The 21,069-nt window shown below is 56.3% G+C and carries 18 protein-coding genes and 4 pseudogenes; 12 read left to right on the forward strand and 10 right to left on the reverse strand.

Annotated features, from left to right (window positions below; all coding sequences use genetic code 11):
- Positions 1-98: 98 nt before the first annotated feature.
- A complete protein-coding gene (gene pcaQ / locus N8E89_RS26525) occupies positions 99-1,022 on the forward strand; it encodes a pca operon transcription factor PcaQ (protein ID WP_106666574.1) in 924 nt (307 codons plus the stop codon).
- Between the two features lie 7 nt (positions 1,023-1,029).
- On the opposite strand, the gene pobA is transcribed toward pcaQ, so the two are convergent.
- Positions 1,030-2,202, reverse strand: a complete 1,173-nt coding sequence (gene pobA, locus N8E89_RS26530) for a 4-hydroxybenzoate 3-monooxygenase (protein WP_262263552.1) — start codon at positions 2,200-2,202, stop codon at positions 1,030-1,032.
- Between the two features lie 110 nt (positions 2,203-2,312).
- Between pobA and N8E89_RS26535 the strand changes: the two genes are divergently transcribed.
- A complete protein-coding gene (locus N8E89_RS26535) occupies positions 2,313-3,206 on the forward strand; it encodes a helix-turn-helix domain-containing protein (protein ID WP_262263553.1) in 894 nt (297 codons plus the stop codon).
- 41 nt (positions 3,207-3,247) lie between these two features.
- Entirely contained in the window at positions 3,248-4,282 is a 1,035-nt protein-coding gene (locus N8E89_RS26540; RefSeq protein ID WP_262263555.1) for a tetratricopeptide repeat protein, read from the forward strand.
- Between the two features lie 184 nt (positions 4,283-4,466).
- Here N8E89_RS26540 and N8E89_RS26545 read toward each other — a convergent pair whose 3' ends face one another.
- Together N8E89_RS26545 and N8E89_RS26550 are read right to left on the reverse strand one after the other, a co-directional pair.
- Positions 4,467-4,955: an SRPBCC family protein gene (locus N8E89_RS26545; protein ID WP_262263729.1), complete on the reverse strand. Its 489-nt coding sequence runs from the start codon at positions 4,953-4,955 to the stop codon at positions 4,467-4,469.
- A complete protein-coding gene (locus tag N8E89_RS26550; RefSeq protein WP_262263556.1) occupies positions 4,930-5,286 on the reverse strand; it encodes an ArsR/SmtB family transcription factor in 357 nt (118 codons plus the stop codon). The genes N8E89_RS26545 and N8E89_RS26550 overlap by 26 nt, the downstream gene beginning before the upstream one ends.
- 137 nt (positions 5,287-5,423) lie before the next feature.
- Here N8E89_RS26550 and N8E89_RS26555 point away from each other — a divergent pair.
- Positions 5,424-6,066: pseudogene (locus tag N8E89_RS26555) on the forward strand (dihydrofolate reductase family protein).
- Positions 6,067-6,285: 219 nt separating this feature from the next.
- Here the strand turns inward: N8E89_RS26555 and N8E89_RS26560 are convergent.
- Positions 6,286-7,041, reverse strand: a complete 756-nt coding sequence (locus N8E89_RS26560) for an IclR family transcriptional regulator (RefSeq protein ID WP_262263557.1) — start codon at positions 7,039-7,041, stop codon at positions 6,286-6,288.
- Between the two features lie 136 nt (positions 7,042-7,177).
- On the opposite strand from N8E89_RS26560, the gene N8E89_RS26565 reads away from it, so the two are divergent.
- From N8E89_RS26565 to N8E89_RS26600, 8 genes and pseudogenes are all read left to right on the forward strand, one after another.
- Entirely contained in the window at positions 7,178-8,038 is an 861-nt protein-coding gene (locus tag N8E89_RS26565; protein ID WP_262263558.1) for a CoA transferase subunit A, read from the forward strand.
- Between the two features lie 11 nt (positions 8,039-8,049).
- On the forward strand, positions 8,050-8,823 hold the full coding sequence (locus tag N8E89_RS26570; protein WP_106666566.1) for a CoA-transferase subunit beta: 774 nt from the start codon (positions 8,050-8,052) through the stop codon (positions 8,821-8,823).
- Positions 8,823-10,028 carry a 3-oxoadipyl-CoA thiolase gene (gene pcaF, locus N8E89_RS26575; RefSeq protein WP_262263559.1) on the forward strand — a complete coding sequence of 402 codons (1,206 nt, stop codon included), beginning with the start codon at positions 8,823-8,825 and terminating at the stop codon, positions 10,026-10,028. The genes N8E89_RS26570 and pcaF overlap by 1 nt, the downstream gene beginning before the upstream one ends.
- Positions 10,029-10,096: 68 nt before the next feature.
- Positions 10,097-10,768 carry an amino acid ABC transporter permease gene (locus N8E89_RS26580; protein ID WP_106666564.1) on the forward strand — a complete coding sequence of 224 codons (672 nt, stop codon included), beginning with the start codon at positions 10,097-10,099 and terminating at the stop codon, positions 10,766-10,768.
- Positions 10,768-11,440, forward strand: a pseudogene (locus N8E89_RS26585) (amino acid ABC transporter permease). Before N8E89_RS26580 ends, N8E89_RS26585 begins: the two are co-directional and overlap by 1 nt.
- A 1-nt stretch (position 11,441) precedes the next feature.
- Positions 11,442-12,176, forward strand: coding sequence for an amino acid ABC transporter ATP-binding protein (locus N8E89_RS26590; RefSeq protein WP_262263560.1), 735 nt, complete (start codon positions 11,442-11,444; stop codon positions 12,174-12,176).
- A gap of 2 nt (positions 12,177-12,178) precedes the next feature.
- Complete coding sequence (locus N8E89_RS26595) at positions 12,179-13,126, forward strand: isoaspartyl peptidase/L-asparaginase (RefSeq protein ID WP_262263561.1); 948 nt, start codon at positions 12,179-12,181, stop codon at positions 13,124-13,126.
- The gene (locus N8E89_RS26600; RefSeq protein ID WP_262263562.1) at positions 13,126-13,923 is read left to right on the forward strand and encodes a transporter substrate-binding domain-containing protein; all 798 of its coding nucleotides are present in this window, start codon (positions 13,126-13,128) and stop codon (positions 13,921-13,923) included. The genes N8E89_RS26595 and N8E89_RS26600 overlap by 1 nt, the downstream gene beginning before the upstream one ends.
- 37 nt (positions 13,924-13,960) lie before the next feature.
- Here the strand turns inward: N8E89_RS26600 and N8E89_RS26605 are convergent, their stop codons facing one another.
- The 6 genes and pseudogenes from N8E89_RS26605 to N8E89_RS26630 form a co-directional block, all read right to left on the reverse strand.
- Positions 13,961-14,959: a LacI family DNA-binding transcriptional regulator gene (locus N8E89_RS26605; protein WP_112761055.1), complete on the reverse strand. Its 999-nt coding sequence runs from the start codon at positions 14,957-14,959 to the stop codon at positions 13,961-13,963.
- 209 nt (positions 14,960-15,168) lie between these two features.
- The gene (gene galE, locus N8E89_RS26610) at positions 15,169-16,188 is read right to left on the reverse strand and encodes a UDP-glucose 4-epimerase GalE (RefSeq protein WP_262263563.1); all 1,020 of its coding nucleotides are present in this window, start codon (positions 16,186-16,188) and stop codon (positions 15,169-15,171) included.
- Positions 16,189-16,316: 128 nt separating this feature from the next.
- Positions 16,317-17,505: pseudogene (locus tag N8E89_RS26615) on the reverse strand (polysaccharide pyruvyl transferase family protein).
- Positions 17,506-17,543: 38 nt separating this feature from the next.
- A pseudogene (locus tag N8E89_RS26620) lies at positions 17,544-18,870 on the reverse strand (glycosyltransferase family 4 protein).
- Positions 18,867-19,508, reverse strand: coding sequence for a glycosyltransferase family 2 protein (locus N8E89_RS26625; RefSeq protein ID WP_262263564.1), 642 nt, complete (start codon positions 19,506-19,508; stop codon positions 18,867-18,869). The pseudogene N8E89_RS26620 and the gene N8E89_RS26625 overlap by 4 nt, the downstream one beginning before the upstream one ends.
- Complete coding sequence (locus N8E89_RS26630; RefSeq protein WP_262263565.1) at positions 19,444-21,027, reverse strand: hypothetical protein; 1,584 nt, start codon at positions 21,025-21,027, stop codon at positions 19,444-19,446. The genes N8E89_RS26625 and N8E89_RS26630 overlap by 65 nt, the downstream gene beginning before the upstream one ends.
- Between the last annotated feature and the right edge of the window lie 42 nt (positions 21,028-21,069).

Genomic DNA, 21,069 nt, shown 5'->3' on the forward strand with positions numbered 1-21,069 from the left:
AATTCTCCCAAGCTGTTCGTGGTCACAATGGATTATGCATTTGGTTCAGTAAAATGATATCTTGCCACATTCCCTTAACCTGTGGGTTATGAAAAGCGATGATCGACAGCCGTATCAAGTTTCGTCACCTTCAAACCTTCCTGGAAGTCGCCCGCCAGAAAAGCGTGATGAAAGCCGCCTCCATCCTTCATATCAGCCAACCGGCCGTGACGAAAACCATTCGTGAATTGGAGGAAGCGCTTGGTGTGGCCGTTTTCGAGAGGGAGGGACGTGGCATACGGATCACGCGCTATGGCGAGGTGTTCCTGCGCTATGCGGGCGCGGCCATTACGGCTTTGCGGCAAGGTATCGATTCTGTCACCAATGAGCAGTCGGGGGAGGGCATACCAATCCGCATTGGCGCCCTGCCCACGGTTTCGACGCGCATCATGCCCCAAGCGATCAGCCTGTTCCTTCAGGAAAAAACCCAGAGCCGATTGAAAATCGTCACCGGTGAAAATGCCGTTCTTCTCGAACAGCTGCGCCTCGGTGACCTTGATCTCGTGGTCGGCCGGCTTGCCGCGCCGGAAAAGATGACCGGGTTCTCATTTGAGCACCTTTATTCCGAACAAGTTGTATTTGCAGTGAGCGCCCGCCATCCTCTCCTGCACGCCCATGGGGATATTTTTACGCGTCTTGCCGAATTTCCCGTATTGATGCCGACGCGTGCATCGATCATCCGGCCCTTTGTCGACAGGTTCCTTATTGCCAATGGCGTCGCCAAGCTGCCGCAGCAGATTGAAACCGTCTCTGACGCTTTTGGCCGCGCCTTTGTACGTTCGAAAAATGCAGTATGGATCATCTCGGCGGGCGTCGTTGCAAATGACATCGAGGACGGCACACTCGCTTTGCTGCCTATTGACACGACGGAAACCAAAGGTCCGGTGGGTCTGACAATGCGTGCCGATGTGACCGCCTCGCTGCCGTTGATGATCCTGATGCAGACGATCCGAGAAGCAGCGAACACCGTCAGGATAACCTGACCTCAATTCAAAAAGGCAGGCCAACGTAGTTCTCAGCGAGTGCTGTGGAGGCGGCGCGGGAATGGACGAGGTAATCCAGTTCCGCTTCCTGTATCTTCTGTCCAAACGCCCCGGTGTCGGGAAAACGGTGCATCATCATCGTCATCGACCAGGAGAAACGGACGGCTCTCCACACCCGTAGGAGCGCGCGCTGCGAATAGGCATCAAGGCCCGCCGTCGAGTGGTCCACATAATAGTCACGCAAACCTTCAAACAGATAATGCACATCGCTGGCCGCCAGATTAAGCCCCTTGGCGCCGGTTGGCGGGACGATATGGGCAGCGTCTCCCGCCAGGAACAAGCGGCCAAAGCGCATCGGCTCGGCAACGAAGGAGCGGAGCGGCGCAATCGACTTTTCGAATGAAGGTCCGATCGTGACTGCTTCTGCATTTTCCTTCGGCAGTCTTCGACGCAATTCGTCCCAGAAGCGCTCATCGGTCCATGCTTCCACTTTGTCGTCCAGCGGACACTGTACATAGTAACGGCTCCGCGTCATGGACCGCATGGAGCAAAGTGCAAAGCCGCGCGGGTGGTTGGCATAGATCAGTTCATGGGAAACGGGCGGAACTTCGGCCAGAACTCCGAGCCAACCGAAGGGATATGCGCGTTCGTAGGTGCGAATGGCGTCTTCAGGCACTGAGCGCCGGCTGACGCCATGAAACCCGTCGCACCCAGCAATAAAGTCACAATTGATGCGGTGGGTCTTGCCGCCGCTTTCATAGGTCACAAGCGGGTTTGATGCCCCGAACTCATGGATGGTCACGTTATCCGCGCTGTAGATCGTCTGTTCGCCGCCGCTCTTGCGCTGCTGCATAAGATCACGCGTCACTTCCGTTTGCCCGTAGACGGTGACTTGTTTGCCGCCGGTCAGACCGGACAGATCAATACGGTGATTGCGTCCGTCGAAGGCGAGCGAAAATCCGCCATGCGGCAGCCCTTGCGCGTGCAACCGTTCACTCGCACCGGCTTCGTCGAGCAGACGAACCGTTCCCTCTTCAAGCACGCCAGCCCGGACACGACCAAGAATATAGTCCTTACTGACGCGATCGAGGATGACGTTATCGATACCGGCCTTGCTCAACAACTGACCAAGGAGTAGTCCAGCGGGTCCTGACCCGATAATTGCAACCTGAGTTCGCATGGTAGCCCCCAACACAGATTTTCCTTAAGCCTATGCGTGAGCGTGGCGGCCGCAATGGACTTTCTGGTCAATAAATAGGACATTTCGAACATATGCGTCAGGAGAGATAGATGCGCGGCAGCGCTCCAACCTACGACCTTTATGGGGAAAGCCATACTCAACGGCCCGATTTCTGGCTGCATTGGGAAACAATTGCCTCACGCAGCCAGCTGCACAACTGGGAAATTAAGACCCATAAGCATGATGCATTCTTTCAGATTTTGTACCTTCGTGGTGGAACAGGGGACGCGGTTTTCAAAGGCGAAATTCATCCGATTCTGCCACCGGTCATGATCGCAGTGCCACCAAAGTATGAGCATGGATTCCGGTTCTCAAAAGATGTTGACGGTATGGTCATCACCATGGTCGCTTCGCGTTTGGGTGCGCTCGGCCGCACCTTTATCGATGCGGAGATAAGCAATTGGTTCTTGCGACCCCATCTGATTGCACTCGGTGGGAACAAGGACGATAGAGGCTTTCTCGCGCTAACCCTGGAGAGGCTGTGCCAGGAGCTGATGCACGGCGGTGCCTTTCACGGCGACCTGGTAGAGACCCAATTGAGGATGGCGATCCTGATTGCAGCCCGCCTTACAACCCCCGATCAATCGGCGACACCTGACAGCGTTCAAGAAAGTCCGCGAATGAAAGCACTGCAAACCCTCGTGAACCGTCACTTCCGCGATCACCATCCGGCGCAATTTTATGCCGATCATCTTGGAATATCTCCAACGCATCTCAACCGGATTGCCAAAGCAACAACGGGACAAAGCACCAATAATCTGATTGCTGGGCGACTCATTGAGCAAGCCAAGCGCGACCTGGTATTCACCTCAGCCAAAATCAAGCAGATCGCCTATGATCTTGGTTTCAATGATCCGGCCTATTTCTCGCGCTTCTTCACAAAGGAAACCGGGCTGACGCCGCGCCAATATCGCGCTGAACAGCACGAGAAACTGGCTCAATAGCTTTAAGGTCAGCAATCGCTCATCTGCCCTTCGCTAACAACATGATCAACGGTCGGCCCTGGTCTTCGCAAACCGCGTGCGGTGTCGCATCGGCTCAGTTCATCGACGCGACGACCGGCAAGCATCTATGGTCGAACCGGTGGGACCGGCCGGACCGGGATCTGTTTGCGATTCAGACGGAGATTGCTGAGCAGGTCTCCAATCGGCTTGGTGGGGGCGCTGGCCTGATCCAAGAGGCAGGCCGGATAACGGCGCACCGCAAACCTCCCGGCAACCTCAACGCCTACGAACTCCTCGGTACCGAGAAGCTCGAGCAAATCAATCGGACCGACATCGAGGAAGCCATCAGACTTCTCAGCCGCGCTATCGAGCAGGACCCTACGCTGGCCCGCGCCTGGGTGGAACTGCACCATTCGCATTCTGTGCTGGCCACTTTCGACGTGGAACCCGAAAAGAATCGCCGCATCGCCGCCGAAGCCGCTAAACGTGCTGTCGCGCTCGATCCGGCCGATGCCGAAGCACACGCCGTTCTCGGCCAGAGCCTGGTCGTAAAGGGCGATCTCGCGCGCGCCAAGGCGGAATTCGACGCGGCCCTGGCTCCAAATCAGTTCGAGATCGTGACCTTTTATGCGCCTTGGGCCTCCACGTTTGGCGAACCCGAGCGAGGCGCCGATATGGCGGATCAGGCGATCCACCTCAATCCTAACTACCCGTTGTGGAGCACCAGGTTTTTTGCCCACGCCTATTTTATGGTAGTCGGCCGCTACGATGACGCGCTGCTAATGATGGACCGGTTGGCTCCGGAGAATTACGGGATCTGGGAATGGACATATCGCCCCGCGGCGCTGGCGGCAGTTGGCCGTACCGAGGAGGCGAAAACCCTGTTCTGCGAGGCCCTCAAATCGTTCCCGGACCTGACCATCGAGGGAAGGGTGAACGAACCTGCCTACACGGATGCGGACCGCAAGCGTCTCATAGAAACCATGCGCATTGCCGGTTTCCCGCCCTGTGCCAGGCCCGAACTACTGGCGAAGCTGGACAAATCGGTGCGTCTTCCCGACTGCCTTGCAAACTGATGGTCGTGGGCATTGGCAAGTTGGCAACGGTGCGCACTATGCGCCGCGCGGACACGGCGAATAAGCCGTGCCAATGCGGCTCAATGGATCAAACCGGCCGATGGTTTCGGGTCGAAGTCGGCCATTTGTTGCACCTGCTGTCAGGCCATCGCCAACTGGCGCGCGGCATGGAGCGGCCAATGGCTCAACCATCCAGCCAGGCGGCGAGGCCGTCCAGCGTCTGCAGCCCGTATTCCACCGCGCCGAAGCCGATGACCACTTGCCGCCGGTCGCGGCTGGGATGGAGCTGGCGCATGGTCAGCACAGTCTTGCCGTCAGCCTGCTCATCGAAGGTCACCGTGGCACGGAAACGGTCAGGGTCGTCAGGGTCGGGTGTGCCATAGTCCATCACGATCCGCTCGTTCGGCACGATCTCCAGAAAGCGCATGAGGTTGGGGAAGCGCTGCTCCTGACCCTCGAACACACCCACCATGTCGAAGCGCCAGACCCCTCCCTCGCGGATATCGGCCTCGTGGTTCTCGATGCTGAGGCCGGCCGGGCCGTACCATTGGGCCAGTGCCTTGGGGTCCATCCAGGCGGCAAAGACCTTATCGCGTGGGTGGTTCAGCAGCTTGACCAGCACGATTTCGCGATCGAGCGACCAGGTTTCAAACAGGTTTGTCATGTCCTTCATCATCCTCTTGCTTCTTGTCCAAGTAGACTTCCAGCCGATCCAACCGATCGGCCCAGCGCCGGCGCTCCGCTTCCATCCAGTCCGCCGCCTCGTCGAAGCGTGCCTGCACCAGCCGGCACCAGCGACTGCGCCCGCGCTTCTCGCTGGCGATCAGCCCGCAATCTTCCAGCACCTTGAGATGCTGGGCGAAGGAGGGCAGCGCCATGTCGAAAGGCTCGGCCAGGACGCTGACCGGCACCTCGCCGTCAGCCAGCCGCGATACCACCGCGCGGCGGGTCGGGTCGCTGAGAGCGTGAAAAGCGAGGTCGAGGGGGGTCGAATGGTAAGGCATGTGCCTTATTAAAGCGATTTAGGGCGCTCGTCAAGAATAATTAGGTACTCGCCTTAGTATCCCGCCCGCTTAAGATTGGGACGGTTATGCAACCAGCACCTTGGTTGCAATGTGCAATTACAAAAAAGGAGGCTGCATTGGCTGTTCGCGTTGATCTCAATATCTCGCTCGATGGTTTCGCGACAACGACGGACCAGACCCCCGAAGTCCCGTTCGGCAAGGACTGGTCGCGTCTCGTTGGCGCATATGCTGCAACGCGAACGGTCCGTGAGCGCGTATTCAAGGATACCAGCGGGGCTGGGACCACCGGCGTCGATGACGATTACGCGAAAGAATACTTCGCTAATGTGGGGGCCGAGATCATGGGTGCGGGAATGTTCGGACTCCACAACTTCCCCGACGATCCGAACTGGAGTGGCTGGTAGGGCGAAGAGCCGCACTTTCGGGTTCCGGTTTTCGTTCTCACTCGCAACCATCGACCCTCCATAGAGATGGCGGGTAGCACCACTTTCCATTTCCTCAACACCACTCCGGTTGGTGCGCTTCAACAGGCTGTTGGGGCAGCGAACGGTAGAGAAGTGTGGATTGGGGGGTGGCGCAACAGTCGTTCGCGATTTTCTAAAAGCAGGTCTTGTCGATCGTCTTCATGTTGCTATCGCTCCGATTCTGCTTGGGCGCGGAATACGCCTGTGGGACGATCTGCGCGGCTTAGAAACGGGCTACACGGTCAAGGCAGATACGGCACCGAGTGGCACCATCCACTTCACCTTTCAACGCTAGCCTGTGACTTGCGGCGATGATGGACTGTCCACAGGTGGTCCATGATGGCGGCCTTTCGAATTACCCGTCCAGGTGCTGACAGTCCGATTTCGGCCCCATGTTGGTCCGCGCTGTGTGCTGTGCGATTGACCGCTCATGGTGCAAAGTTGCTGTTGGCCTGAGCGATGGCTGGTCGCCGTTGCTACCGACTTCTGAATGCCAAATTGATAGGTCCTGATCCTAGACCAAAAGGCTAGTGATCGTATCGCGTGTCGATTTCATGACTGGCAGATAGCGTTCGATCATTTCATCGATCGAGACTCTTGCGGCCTGCGCACCAATATTGATTGCCGCAACGGTCGCGCCGCGCATGTTGCGCACGGGAATGGCGATGGAACAAAGCCCGATTTCCAGTTCCTGATCGATAACCGCGTATCCCTGTTCGCGAACACGCTGCAGTTCATCCATCAATGCGGCAAGCGTGGTTTTCGTCTTTGGCGTATTGGCCTTCCGATTGCTGTTTTCGAGAATACGTCGCGCTTCCTCTTGCGCCATGGCAGCAAGCAAAACCCGGCCCATGGAAGAACAATAGGCTGGAAGCCGGCTTCCCGGATTGAGGTTAATCGACATGACACGCTTGTGCGAGGCGCGGGCAATGTAGACGATTTCATTACCGTCCAGCACAGAAGCCGAAGCGCTTTCGCCGGTTTTTTCAGAGAGCTGATCCAGGAAGGGCTGCATGAGGCGGGGGAGGGGCGTCGAGGTCAGGTAAGAATGGCCAAGGCGTAGAATACGTGGCGAAAGCGTGAAGAATTTGCCGTCATAATCGGCATAGCCAAGCTCCGCCAGCGTCAGAAGACATCGCCGGGCCGTGGCTCGTTCCAATCCGGTAATTTTGGAAATATCGGTTATCGAAAGGCGCGAATTCGTAGCGTCGAATGCCTCGATGACCGCCAGACCCTTGGCAAAGCCATTCATGAAATCCGTCTCGCGCATGCAATTATTCCCATCCTCATTTCCGCACAGTTTGTGCGATATACAAACAAAAGTCAAATAGCGCACAAAACTAATTGACGCGATAGCCGTTGCGGGACTACGGCATATGCCAAGTAGAGCATTTAAGGAGGGAACCTTGGCACGCATCTGTAGGCTTTCCGAAGCCATCGAAGAAAATGTCAGGGATGGCGATATGCTTGCAATGGAGGGGTTCACCCATTTGATACCCTATGCAGCGGGTCACGAAATCATCAGGCAGGGCCGCAAGGAGCTTTTTCTTATCCGGATGACGCCAGATCTCATTTACGACCAGTTGATCGGTGTCGGTGCGGCTCGGGGCATGAAATTCTCCTGGGGTGGCAATCCGGGTGTCGGTTCGCTGCACCGGTTCCGCGATGCAGTTGAAAACCAGTGGCCCCGCCCGCTTTATATCGAGGAACATTCGCACGCAGCGATGGCCAACGCCTATGAGGCCGGCGCGGCAAACCTGCCTTTTGCCATGCTGCGCGGCTATATTGGTGCGGATCTTGCAAAGGTGAATCCGAACATAAAGTCCATCACCTGTCCGTTCACCGGCGAAGTTTTGGCGGCCGTGCCCTCAATCCGTCCGGATGTCTCTGTCATCCATGCGCAGCGGGCCGACAGGAAAGGCAATGTGCTGATCGAGGGCATTGCAGGCGTGCAAAAGGAAGCTGTGCTGGCGGCGAAGCGCTCGATCGTCACGGTGGAAGAGATCGTCGACGAGCTCAATCCTTCGTCACCTAACGCTGTGGTCCTGCCAGCATGGACGATCACGTCGGTTGTCCACATCCCGGGCGGCGCTTTTCCATCCTACGCTCATGGCTACTACCCACGATCGAATGCCTTCTACATTGCCTGGGATAAAATTGCCCGCGACCGGGATAGTTTCACCGCCTGGATCAAGGAGAATGTTCTGGCAGGCAAGCCCGAAGATTTCGCGCGCCACGTCAACAGACGCGCAGTGAATGCAGTATAGGGAGCACCATCATGTCGATCGAATTTACACCAACCGAGATGATGACAATCGCGGCCGCACGCGCTCTGACCAATGACGACGTCTGTTTTGTTGGCATAGGTGCGCCTTCGGCTGCCTGCAATGTCGCGCGGCTCACCCATGCGCCGGATATCACATTGATCTACGAAAGCGGGACCATCGGAACCAAGCCGGATGTCTTGCCGCTTTCAATCGGCGATGGCGAATTGTGCGACACTGCCTTGTGCACCGTTTCCGTGCCGGAGATGTTCCGCTATTGGCTGCAGGGCGGGCGTATCACCACGGGATTTTTAGGTGGCGCCCAGATCGACCGCTTTGCCAATTTGAACACGACTGTCGTCGGGGATTACGATAAGCCGAAGGTTCGTTTGCCGGGCGGCGGCGGCGCGCCCGAGATCGCCAGCAATTGCGGCCAAATCTATATCACCATGGCGCTCAACAAGCGTGGTTTCGTCGACCATCTGGACTTCATCACGTCCATGGGCCACGGCGAGGGCGGTGATCACCGGGCAAGACTTGGCATGAAGACCAAGGGGCCGACCCGTGTCATAACTGACATGTGCATATTCGAACCTGACCCTTCGACGAAAGAGCTGACGGTTGTCTCGATCCATAACGGAGTGACGCGGGCGATGATTGAAGACAATTGCGGCTGGCCCGTTCGGTTTGCTACACAGCAGGTGGAAACACCCGCCCCAACTGAAACCGAAATCTCGGTGCTGCGTGATATCAACGCGCGCACCAGGAAAGCGCATGAGGCCGCCTGATGTCCGACGTTTACATTTGCGACTATATCCGCACGCCGATCGGCCGCTTTGGCGGAGCGCTAGCTACTGTTCGAGCCGACGATCTCGGAGCAATTCCGCTCAAGGCATTGATGGAACGCAACCGGGGTGCCGACTGGGAAGCTCTCGACGAAGTCGTCTATGGTTGCGCTAACCAGGCGGGCGAGGACAATCGTAATGTTGCGCGCATGGCGCTGTTACTGGCCGGCCTGCCTGTTACCGTTCCCGGCACGACCATTAATCGCTTATGCGGCTCAGGTATGGACGCCGTCATCACTGCTACCCGGGCAGTCAAGGCAGGAGAAATAGGGTTCGCCATCGCCGGCGGCGTCGAATCCATGTCGCGCGCGCCCTTTGTCATGCCAAAGGCGCAAACTGCGTTTTCCCGGCATGCCGAAATCCATGATACGACGATCGGCTGGCGTTTCGTCAACCCCCTCATGCAGCAACAATATGGTATCGATTCAATGCCGGAGACGGGCGAGAACGTTGCCGAGGAACACAGCGTATCCCGGGCGGATCAGGATGCTTTTGCGGTGCGTTCCCAGCAAAAGGCCGGCGCAGCAATGGAAAATGGTCGCCTTGCCCGCGAGATTACCCCTGTCAGCATTGCGCAACGCAAGGGCGACGCAATCACTATAGAACGCGACGAGCACCCGCGTCCGCACACGACGACCGAGCAACTGGCCAAGCTGCCAGCTCCATTCCGCAAGGGTGGCTCAGTAACGGCGGGCAATGCATCGGGTGTCAATGACGGCGCCGCAGCCCTGATCATCGCGTCCGAAGCGGCGGCAAAGCAACATGGGCTGACACCCATCGCTCGCATTCTCGGTGGTGCAACGGCAGGTGTCCCGCCGCGCATCATGGGGATCGGTCCCGTCGCAGCAACTGAAAAACTCTGCGCCCGCCTCGGGCTTACCCCCCATGATTTCGACGTGGTCGAACTCAATGAAGCATTCGCGTCCCAAGGCCTGGCAACGCTGCGAGCACTCGGCATTGCCGACGATGCCGAATTCGTCAATCCGAATGGCGGGGCCATTGCGCTTGGCCATCCGCTTGGCATGACCGGCGCGCGTATTACCGGTACCGCCGCGCTCGAACTCAATCTGCGCGGTACCAAACGAGCCCTTGCGACCATGTGCATTGGTGTAGGGCAGGGCATAGCGATTGGGCTTGAAAGGCTGTGACAGCGTCTTGACAGTGTGATCGCATTCGGCAAAAGTGAAACCGGTTTCACTTTTGCTTGGATTGCCGTTTGACGTTTGATGTGACGATATTGGCGCCGCACGTGCCATTCCTTCTGAAAGGCGCGCTGCTGACGGCAGAAGCGTGTGCGCTAGCGTTAGCCGGCAGCCTGGTCATTGGATTGATCGTTGCGGCACTCAGAACATCTTCCTCCGTGATCCTCTCGCGTGCGGCATTCATCTACGTCGATCTCTTCCGCAATATTCCTTTTATCGTCCAACTCTTTTTCTTTTTCTACGGCTTGCCGGAGATAGGGATTTATATCGACGCTTTCACAACGGGCGTTATTGCCCTGTCAATTGCCGGCGGAGCGTTCAGCTCGGATGTTATCCGTTCAGGCATTCTCGCGATCGATACCGGGATCCTTGAAGCGGCAGAGGTGAGCGGCTTGTCGAGATCGGTGATTTTCCGCAAGATCGTCATGCCGATCGCGCTGCGGACATCCATTAGGCCGCTCGGATCGGTTTTCATCAACCTTGTCCTGACCTCATCAATCCTCTCGACAATCACGCTTAACGAACTGACAGGCTCCGCGAAGATCGTTGCATCCGATACCTTCCGGCCATTTGAAGTTTATGCGGTTCTGCTGATTGTCTATGCCAGCCTTACCTATCTGGTTTCGCTTGCGATTGGTGCATTGCATCGCCACCTCAACCGCGACCGTATGCCGGAAGTGGCATGATGCGGTACACCAGCTTCACCTCATACGATTTCATATTGCTCGCACAGGGCCTTGGTGTTTCTCTCGCGCTCTTTCTCGCCACAACCCTGAACGGGCTCTTCGTTGGTACGATGTGGGCGGTTATCCGCTTCTATCGGGTGCCGGTGTTGACACAATTCATAACTTTCTTCGCCGAATTGCTGAAGAATTCACCCGTTCTCGTGCAGCTTTTCCTGGTTTTCTTCGGACTTCCTGCACTGGCGAAAATCAATATCACTCCCGTCGAAGCGGCCGTGATCACGCTGTCAGGCAATACCGCTGCTTTCATCTATGTCATTGCAGTCTCGGCGATCAGAATCGATCGGCCGTGACCAAATTGAGTCGGCTCGAGTCTTTGGTTTATCGCGCTGGCAGGTATTGCGTCATGTGATTGCTCCGCAGGCCGTGGCTTTTGCCATCGGACCATTGACCGGTCTTCTGGTCAATCAGCTTCAGGTCACCTCGCTCATCTCGGTTATCGGGGTCGTCGATCTTACCAAGATTGGCAATATTTTGAACCTGAGGACGCTCAAGCCCTTCATCGTCTGGACTGTCGTCGGCGGACTTTATTACGTGACGGCCAAGCTCATCGCCTACGGCGGCGCAAGGCTTGAACAGCGGCTGCGTGCCCACACTGCATGGAAAGGTTTGTGACATGATCAGCGTCCGAGGTGTGCGCAAATCCTTCGGTTCAGCGACGGTGCTTGATGGCATCGACCTCGAGGTCCATAGGGGCGAAGTTGTGTCGATCCTTGGTTCCAGCGGTTCGGGAAAATCAACACTCGTGCGCTGCATCAATGGTCTGGAAAAACTCGATGGCGGTCGCATCACGATCGAGGATTTTGACGTTTCGCATCCGAAACAACTGGCGGAAGCGCGCAAACGTTCGGCAACTGTATTCCAGCTCTTCAATCTGTATCCGCACATGACCGCGGTGCAGAACGTAACGTTGGCGCCGATACAGGTTCTCAAGCAGTCCCGTACCCAGGCAGAATCGGAGGCGCGTGCATTGCTGGACTCCGTCGGGCTCGGCGCGCGCGCCGATGCTTATCCGGCACAGCTTTCGGGTGGACAGAGGCAACGGGTAGGCATCTGCCGCGCGCTCGCGATGAAGCCGAGCTATCTGCTTCTGGATGAAATCACCAGTGCACTCGATCCGGAAATGACCGCTGAAGTTCTCAACATTCTTGCACGGCTGGCCAAGACCGGAACGACGATGGTTTTCGTGACCCATGAAATCGAATTCGCGCGGACGATATCGTCGCGCATTGTGTTCCTAGACAAAGGTCAACTGGTCGTTGATTTGCCGACCGGCGAATTTTTTGCACCCGATGGCGGCATGGCAAAGCCGCGCATTGCCCAGTTCCTCTCCAGAATGCGCAAAGATTGATCATGATTCTGCTGGCAAATTCCGAAGCTTGGCCAGGTTTCGACCAAACCGTCGAACTCCTCAAGAAAAATGCAAATGGTGTGGATGCCATGGTTGCGGGCATCAGCTCGGTCGAGCGCGAGGTCAAAGTGCGCAGTGTCGGCTATGGCGGCTGGCCGAACATGCTCGGCAAAATGGAATGTGATGCTGGAGTTATGGACGGCACAACCCGTGAGGTCGGCTCGGTCGGCGCTGTTCCCGATACGTTGCCCGTTGCCGCTTTGGCGCATGAAGTCATGAAACGCTTGCCTCATGTCATGCTGACTGGCGAAGGCGCACGGCGATTTGCAACTGAAATCGGTTTTCCTGTTGATGACGTCCTTTATGAAGACAGCAAACGCGTCTGGTGGGACCGGCTGCAAAAAGAGCTTTTACCGGACGAACTCAAGGCATTTCCCGACATTCCGCTTGCACCGCTGAGCCGGACCATTACCGATCCAGAGCGCGTCCGCGATACCACCGTTTTTTTGGCGCAAGATTCCGCCATGGGCATCCACGCAGTTACCTCCACGTCGGGCTGGGCATGGAAATATCCGGGCAGAGTTGGCGATTCCCCCATTCCCGGTGCCGGATTCTACGCTGACAGCCGCTATGGCGCCGCTGCTTGCACACACACAGGCGAAATGACGATGCGCTGCGGTACCGCGCGCAGCATCGTTCTTGCCCTGCGCTTTGGTTATTCTCTTCGCGAGGCCGTAGACATGGCCATGGAGGATCTCGGCCAGTTGAAAACTGGTTTCCTTGCCGGTGTCGTCATTCATGCGATCGATGCCGCGGGAAATCACGAAGTTGCAAGTTTCCAGTGCCCTGGCGAGATCAAATACTGGTTCTGGGAGCCGACAATGTCCAAACCTGAGCTGCGGATCGCAAGGCAATATGATCTGCAGCGCGCAACACAAAGGGGAAGTTAATGAATACCATGATTGCAAAATTGGCGGCCATTGCGTTGACCGCCGCCCTGGCATTTGCCGGCACGGCACAGGCGGGAAAGATTGAAGAAATTCGCGAGCGGGGAACTGTTCGTATTGGCGTCTCGCTCGGCGGTGAACCGATTGGCTTCCGCGACGACAAAAATAATCCTGTCGGATATGATGTCGACGTAGCGGCGCGGCTGGCAGAAAAGCTGGGCGTTCCGGTCGAGTTTACCGACGTCTCCGGTGACGCCCGCATTTCCATGCTCGTTTCCGGACAGCTCGATATTGTCGTTGCCAACACATCCGCAACGCTGGAGCGCGCCAAGACCGTGGATTTTTCCATACCGTATAATCGCGCCGGCTTGCGCGTGATCGTCCAGAAGGACGCAGGTATTGCGTCACTCAAAGATCTCGCGGGCAAAAAGGTGGTCGTCGGCCGTGGTACGACCGGCGAAGGCTTCCTTAAGAAGAGCGTTCCTGATGCAGAACTCGTCTATACCGACACTTTCTCGCCCGATGGTGTGCTGCTCCTTCAGCAGAAGCGCGCGGATGCGGCGATCGAGGATTCTTCGTTGCTGGACTATCTAGCGACCAAGAACGATAACCTTGTGACGCTCCAGGGCCTCTACTCCAACGATCCAATCGGCATTGCTGTCGCCAAGGGTGATCCTGAATTCGTGCGCTGGCTCGACATGTTCGTCTCGGACTATATCCAGTCCGGTGCCTACGAGGCCAATTACAAGAAGTGGTGGGGCGAGAAGGCCAATCCACCGGCACTCACGCCGCTTTGGTAATCATTCTAGGCCGGGGGTTACCTCCGGCCTTTCTCTTTCAGGAGCTGGAGCGCGAAACGAAATATGTCGGGACCTGAACCAGTGCGCTCCCGGATTGGAAAAGTTCCGGCTTGGTGAGGAAGCGCAAAATCTCGCCGATATAAAGTGTCTTGTCATAACCGATCGAGGATATCGGATAAGCTTCGTACTCTGCCAGCGTGACGTCGTCGAAGCCATAGAGTCGAAACTCCGTCGGCTTGTTTTGCGGAAACGCCGCCCTGTGGACGTCGAGCACCCCCATCGCCATTGCGTCCGACGTGCAAAAGACGGCATCCACCTTTGCCCATTCAGAAGATGCCGCAATAGCGCGGCCACTTTGATAAGAATAATCGCCGCGCATTTCCGCGATCAGAGAAATGCCGTTGCGTTGCATCTCTGACTTGTAATATCCAATCCTTGCCTGTTCGACGGGGGAAGCGGACCGGCCCGTAATGAGTGCTGCCGTTTGCACACCTTTCCTGGCTGCGTCTGCAACGGCTTCAGCAATACCGATCAGTTCATTGGGAATAATTGCGGGCGCTCCCCCATCCCGCATGCCATTGAGCATCAGTACGCTGTCATTGCGGAACATTTTGCGTACTGTCGCAGCGTTGGCGAAATCCGAAAAAACGAGCGCAGCATCGACATGATAGGCAATGCCGTTGCGCAGAAATTCTTCGATTCGCTCCGAAGAGCCGACTCGAACAAAGATCACCTGTTTGCCAATGGACTGAATTTCACTGATCAAAAGATCAAACAGGTCGAGATCGGAAAGATCATGGATGTGGTTTACGACGACGGCGACAAGATTGACGGTCTTAGTTGTCAGGCTGCGCGCCAGGAGATTGGGCTTGTATCCGAGCTTCTCGGCCGCCTGCAGCACGCGTTCACGTTTGTCGGCCGAAACGGGTCTAGGTTCACTCGACAGCGCCCGTGACGCGATGGCGCGTGACACACCAGCAAGCGCGGCAACATCAGCAATCGTCGGTTGGCCATTGCTCTTGCGTGGTTCAATCATGGAGACCTGCACCCTTTACATTTGGTCCAAGTTCCCAAAATTAACTCAGTAGTTGCCTGGTAATTGTTTCTGGGTGCGGACCACCCATGCTTACCCGTTTCGATGACCGTGGTTCAATTAAAAAAGCTTGGATCGCTGCAGCAGCTAACAATTCATAGATCGCAGAGACCAGGATTGGAGCCCTGGTCCCTGCGGGATCACGAATAGCGTCAGACCGCGAGGAGTGCTTGACCGCCGTTCTTTTCTCTCACACCCTGCAATTGCCGCTCCCATGCCAGCGCGTCACCGACGATCAGGTCGAGATCATCGCGCTTCGGCACAAACCCGAAGAGTGTGCGGACTCGTTCGTTGCCCGCGACCAGAATGGCGGGATCGCCAGCGCGGCGCGGTGCAACCCGCACCGCAAAATCCACACCGGACACTCGCTTTACGGCATCGATGATTTCAAGCACGGAATAGCCGTAGCCATAGCCGCAATTGGCGGCGGTGCTCGAGCCATCCGCTTCCAGATAATTCAATGCACAAAGATGTGCCTGCGCCAGATCACTCACGTGAATATAGTCGCGGATGCAGGTTCCATCCGGCGTTGGATAGTCAGTGCCATAAACTTCAATATGAGGCCGCTCGCCAGTCGCGGCCTGGCTGGCTATCTTGATAAGATGCGTTGCCCGTGGATAGGACTGGCCAGATCGCCGTTGAGGATCAGCACCGGCCACATTGAAATAACGCAGTGCCACATAGTTGAAACCAGGGTGGGCGAGGGCGGCATCGCGCAACATCCATTCGGTCATCAGTTTCGATGTGCCATAAGGGGAGATCGGCTGATGCGGCATTTGTTCCGAAATCGGTGTACGTTCCGGCTCGCCATAGACGGCGGCCGTCGACGAAAAGATGAAGTGCTTTATGCCTTCAGCAATGGCAGTCTCGATCAGCGCTCGTGATTGAACGGTATTGTTGCGGTAGTAGTAGAGCGGATCGCGGACAGAATCTGGGACGACAATAGAGCCGGCAAAGTGCAGGATTGCCGTAATCCCGTGCCTGCGAATTATGTCCCGAACCAGTACCTGATCACCAACGTCCCCCTGCACGAAGGGCACATCATCGGGAACCAGCCACGGAAAGCCGCAGCTTAGATCATCGAGAACGACAACGGAACGGCCAGCATCTTTGAGTGCCAGCGTCATGTGGCTGCCGATATAGCCAGCGCCACCGGTAACAAGAACAGTCATGGGAGGAACTCCTGCAACTTGGTTTAAGAGAACTATCTGATGAGGTGACGACGCCTAAACTTGTTTACGTCTCGTCCCCTTGATTGTGCTTTTCCTCCCGGGAAATCGTCAGCGACCCACACTCCGTTCTACGCAACCTTGCGAACGGCTTCCGACACGCGCTTTCCGGTTTCTTCCATTTTATGGTCAACGCCGTTTTCGGTCAGGAAACGATACATTTCGCCGTAGGTTTCAAACCAGGCCCGGTTGTATTTGTCGAACAACGACTGGTCCCAATAATCTTCCAGCCTGAACGGCTGGTTGCCGAAGACATCGTGGCTTGGAATCTTGTAGGTCTCAGCGAATTCAACCGTGCGGCTGTCATAGGTGAAATAGATGGAGGGCACACCATTAGCCAACGCCATAAGGTTTCCATGCAGCCGGTAGCCGAGAACCAGATTTTGCGACCGCACCAGCTTTTCATAATCGGCAACGACGTCCGAGTAGAACATGCGCTCACGGTAAAGCTTTTCCATCGTTTCATCGAAATACCAGTCGGAGGACCACCGGTTGGCCCTCAGCGCCGCAATCGCTTCTTCCTTCTGATCATCGGTCCCGAAGACCATTTTCTTTTCTTCCACTTCCCCTTGCGCCATCAGCGTAACGTCGAAGCGGTTCGCCATCTCCTTCACCAAACTGCGGTGAACCGTCAGGTAGCGTCCAATATCCTGGGCGTAAGTGGGCGAAACTTCGCGCCGGATCGTTACACCGACTTTCTGCACGGTATCGAGTGCCGGAAGTTTAATTCTCAAATGCTGATTGTTGCGGCGAAATGCTGTCGGACAGCCGACAATGCGTACGTTCTGGATGCCGATGTCATTGAGAACCTGGGCTGTATATGCGCCGCGAACGCCGATCGATGTCGTCGAGATCGGCCATTATTTTCAGCACTGTCTTCGTTTCTTCCGAAAGGTCCAGCTGACCTTTTACCGGCGCCTGGGCGCCGATGCCGAAAGCGATTACCGGTAAACCCAGTCGCTTGAGAACTGGAATGGTATCGCGCCAGTTCATATCCTGATTGATATAGTTTGAACCGCGAAGGATCACATAGTCGTACTCCTCGCGCAGGCGATCGATCTTTTCCATCGACGGACCTGCGATAGGCAGCTCGGCAACCGTATCGTAATTCATCAGCTTCAACGACGATTCGTAAACGAAGGCATCGCCGATATTGTGATAGTGATTGATACTGCGCTGAATATCGCTGTGCTGGTACCAACGAACATTGTCGTGATCGTAAACTTCGCCTGCTGGGATCATTACGAGAACACGTGCCATGAGGTCTTCCTTCTTTTGGCGATTAAGGCTGATTTAATTCAGCTTGCTTGGGAAAGAACAACATCAGTTCTTGCAGCAATGTTGAGCGGTTGATGCCGGGATTTGAGCAATTCGCCATAGAGAGCAAGATGTTCTTCAGCACAGTTAATATAATTCATAGGGGTTCGGATGGTGTGATACAGGCGGTCCCATATGTGGGGGTCGCTCAACACTTCGGTGAAACGGTCGGCAAGATCTTCGGCGCTGCGCACGCGAAAGTGCAGGCCATCTTGACCATCGCGCACTTTCTCCGCCATCCCGCCAATGTTGGAGCAGATGATTGGCCGGCGATGATGCAAGGCCTCTTGAATCACAATTGGTGAGTTTTCCCACCAGATCGAAGGCATCACCACCCAATCGACCGATTGCATAAGGCGGGGCATTTCCGCATTCTGATAGGCGCCGTAAAAGCGTACGCGCGGACCCGCTTCCTCGATCAGCTTCTGCATGCGTTCCTGGAACTCACGCGGCTGCTTTTCCAGATTGCCGCCAAAGATCATCAGGCGCGAGATCCTCGCCCCAGGTTTCCTCTGGCACGCGTGAAACGGCGTCAATCAAAACGTCGATGCCCTTGAAGGGCGTGACCTGTCCAAAATAGGCAAAGCGGTTGCGACGTGGCCTTGGGCCTGCCAAGTCACGCGGCGGTGTCACGCTATCAATGGAGATCCCGTTCTCGATCACACTCAGTTTGTCAGCATTCAGACCCCATTCGGCATACTTTCCGGCGAGAAAGACACTTGGAGCGACAAAGGCATCGGCGAGTTCCAGCATCCCGCGAATAAACCGCTCCCGTTTCAGGAAACGAGCCGGCGGAATGTCAGGAAAACAGGCATGACAATCGATAGGTGATGCCTCATTGCAGAGTTTCGCCGATCCGGCTTTCACCATCTGGCCATCATTGTTACAGATGGACAGATACTCGTGGAAAGTCACAAGAATGGCCGTGTCCGGCAACGCCTCTCGAATGGCATAGAGCGTCTCCAGGCCAAGGCCAAGCACATGGTGGAAGTGAACGACGTGCGGATTGAGATCTCTGACAAATCGCAAAAGATCGCGCCGGATTTCATCGGTGTTCTTGTTCGACAGGTAGAAATGGTCGTATTCATCGGCGTGAAAGAGGATTTCATCGCTGCTGCGGCGCAGGCTCATAAGGGCTGTCGTGCCATGACGCGGGATTGGATTACCGGCGCGGGCAAGATACACCGACTGGACATCTGGTAAAGCGTTTAGTCCCTTGTGCAGGTTGTATGACGCGATCTCGCCGCCACCGAGTGAAATGCTTGGGTGGGCGTGTGAAATCACCAGCACGCGCAGTTGCTCCGTCATGCGGTTTCCCCCCTTGATGGGCTACGATCGCCTGTAAGAATGTTGGCCCAGCGAGCATCGAACACCTGACGGTCGATCCGTTCGATAAGCGCAATCGTCGAGGCTTTGTCCGATACCGAAATGTCGTCAGAACCCAGCATCTGAGCTGAGGGCAACCAATAGGATTTGAGACCGGATTGTTTGAGCTTCAACCCGAGGTCCAGACCTTTTTCATGTGTACCAAGATAGCCGCGCGTAAACCCGTTGACTGAAAACAGCGCCTCCCTGGGCAGGACACAGCATTCAAATGTCGCGGTCGCAACCTCCGTCGTTCCCATGCCTGCGACCGCATCGATCGGATAACCGGCATAGCGGCTGATCAAGGCACGATCTGACTGTGCTCCGGCAACCCATGTTCCGGCCCATCGGATCGAATCGTCCTCGTAAGCGAGCGTGGGCGACAGGACAGATTTCTTGTGGGCATCATAGGCTGAAAGCAGTTTGTTGAACCAACCGGCGCTTCGGGGCAGGAGCGATGCCGCAAGAAAAACAACACATTCCGTGGAAACGGCCCTCGCTCCCACTTCCAACGCATCATAGAGATCTTCCGAGCCACTTGCCGAAACGAGGCGCAATCGCAGACCATAGAAATCGGCCAATCTGCGCACTTGCACGCCGATGCGATCGATAATCTCCGTTGCACCAGCAATGACGATTGGTGCCCGTCGGGTCTCCAGAATCCAGTGCAAGTAACGCAAGGAGCGGACCAATCTCTTCCACCCGTTCATCGACGCCGATGATAAGCGCGGGCCCCCTGGCTTCGTCAAATGCACCCAGATCAACGACGCCGAAGATTTCAGGCGCAGGTCGGCTGACGGCTCGCAACAACGGCACCAGTTGCTGATCAACAATATGCCGGAGGGCCCAAGCGTTGGGGTCAATGGCGCGAATTTGCCGGACGATCGCATCACGCGACGTAATCCGGGTGGGTGTTAGCGGCATAAAGGCACGCCGCGCATCGCTCAAGCAAAGTTCCACATAGAATGGAGCGGTGCTGTCGCCTTCAAGCTCTGGCGCGAAGGCAACAAAACCGTGCGCATGCCGGTTGGGGTCAAGTCCAGCATTGAAAGGCGGCTTGTTGTCAAATTCTCGCGTAACATCTGGCCGATCCACGCGGGTCCAGCTCCCGTCAAGGCGCGTTTCTCCCCGATGACGCCGCAGTTTCACAGTCTCCACGTGACTATCAGGATCGAGCAACCAACCGGAAACAAGCAGCCCGCTTCCTTCGACGCGGAACACATTGTCGATACCCATGCGAACCGGAAATGGCAGGCTGGACACGGTTTCCGTGCCATCGAAACGATTGGCCGCCGAACGCAGGCGCAGAAGAATGTCGGCGGAACTGCGCACGCGAGGCAATATGGCTCTCACATGACTAGGCGTCTCACGGGAACCCACCAGCAAGCGCCGATCGTAGACTTCCGTAAAACGCCAGCCGCGACGTCCGCGAAACAGCAGCCGTTCAATGTCGTTCGGCTCGATTGTTTCATTCGCCAGCAGCAGACCAGCAAAGCCTGAAGCCTGTTCATTCAGATCGGGACGTGCAAAGACACTGATGGCGCACTCGGCAAGCGAAGGCGTACGACCGCTGATCAGAAGGCGTGTCACTGAAGGCGTCAGGTCTTGCGCCCACCCTTGCACAAAGATCTCGCCTTCGTCGCTGCCCCCAATCAGCTCGATACAACCGTCGGAGCGTGCACCCGCTTGCAGCAGAACAGTGATCGCTGACAGTTTCTTGCGGCCAATCGGTCCTGATATCAGGCCCTCCACCAGTCCGTCGATGACACTCGGCAAATTGGAACCTGCGAGATCAGTGATCATGGCGACCAGATCGTCGATCGAGGCGGCACGTGCAGCGAAGGCATAGCGCGTCACCTTCGCCTTGTGCTGAAACATCATCGTTTTCAGCGAGCCGCGGCGCAAAATGTTCGTTGGTACGATGGCGACGAAGCCGTGGGTGCCGGCAGGGGACGGTTCCTTAAGCGGCCAACTGACAAGCGTCGCCTTAATGCTCATGGCGGGATCGCCATTGAGAAATACCGTGACCTGTTCCGATGCAATACTCCCGATACCCAGGACAAGAACAAGCGTGTCGTCAATAGGACACCCGACGACCATCTCACCTTCCATGACCATTGGATGGCGTTCAGGGGCCTTGTT

It is taken from the genome of Phyllobacterium sp. A18/5-2 (assembly GCF_025452215.1).
Lineage (GTDB): Bacteria > Pseudomonadota > Alphaproteobacteria > Rhizobiales > Rhizobiaceae > Phyllobacterium > Phyllobacterium sophorae.

Excerpts from the sequence above, each read along its gene's own strand:
- pcaQ (WP_106666574.1), top strand. The coding sequence starts at position 99 with ATGATCGACAGCCGTATCAAGTTTCGTCACCTTCAAACCTTCCTGGAA.
- pobA (WP_262263552.1), bottom strand. The coding sequence starts at position 2,202 with ATGCGAACTCAGGTTGCAATTATCGGGTCAGGACCCGCTGGACTACTC.
- N8E89_RS26535 (WP_262263553.1), top strand. The coding sequence starts at position 2,313 with ATGCGCGGCAGCGCTCCAACCTACGACCTTTATGGGGAAAGCCATACT.
- N8E89_RS26540 (WP_262263555.1), top strand. The coding sequence starts at position 3,248 with ATGATCAACGGTCGGCCCTGGTCTTCGCAAACCGCGTGCGGTGTCGCA.
- N8E89_RS26545 (WP_262263729.1), bottom strand. The coding sequence starts at position 4,955 with ATGAAGGACATGACAAACCTGTTTGAAACCTGGTCGCTCGATCGCGAA.
- N8E89_RS26550 (WP_262263556.1), bottom strand. The coding sequence starts at position 5,286 with ATGCCTTACCATTCGACCCCCCTCGACCTCGCTTTTCACGCTCTCAGC.
- N8E89_RS26560 (WP_262263557.1), bottom strand. The coding sequence starts at position 7,041 with ATGCGCGAGACGGATTTCATGAATGGCTTTGCCAAGGGTCTGGCGGTC.
- N8E89_RS26570 (WP_106666566.1), top strand. The coding sequence starts at position 8,050 with ATGTCGATCGAATTTACACCAACCGAGATGATGACAATCGCGGCCGCA.
- pcaF (WP_262263559.1), top strand. The coding sequence starts at position 8,823 with ATGTCCGACGTTTACATTTGCGACTATATCCGCACGCCGATCGGCCGC.
- N8E89_RS26590 (WP_262263560.1), top strand. The coding sequence starts at position 11,442 with ATGATCAGCGTCCGAGGTGTGCGCAAATCCTTCGGTTCAGCGACGGTG.
- N8E89_RS26595 (WP_262263561.1), top strand. The coding sequence starts at position 12,179 with ATGATTCTGCTGGCAAATTCCGAAGCTTGGCCAGGTTTCGACCAAACC.
- N8E89_RS26600 (WP_262263562.1), top strand. The coding sequence starts at position 13,126 with ATGAATACCATGATTGCAAAATTGGCGGCCATTGCGTTGACCGCCGCC.
- N8E89_RS26605 (WP_112761055.1), bottom strand. The coding sequence starts at position 14,959 with ATGATTGAACCACGCAAGAGCAATGGCCAACCGACGATTGCTGATGTT.
- galE (WP_262263563.1), bottom strand. The coding sequence starts at position 16,188 with ATGACTGTTCTTGTTACCGGTGGCGCTGGCTATATCGGCAGCCACATG.
- N8E89_RS26630 (WP_262263565.1), bottom strand. The coding sequence starts at position 21,027 with ATGGTCGTCGGGTGTCCTATTGACGACACGCTTGTTCTTGTCCTGGGT.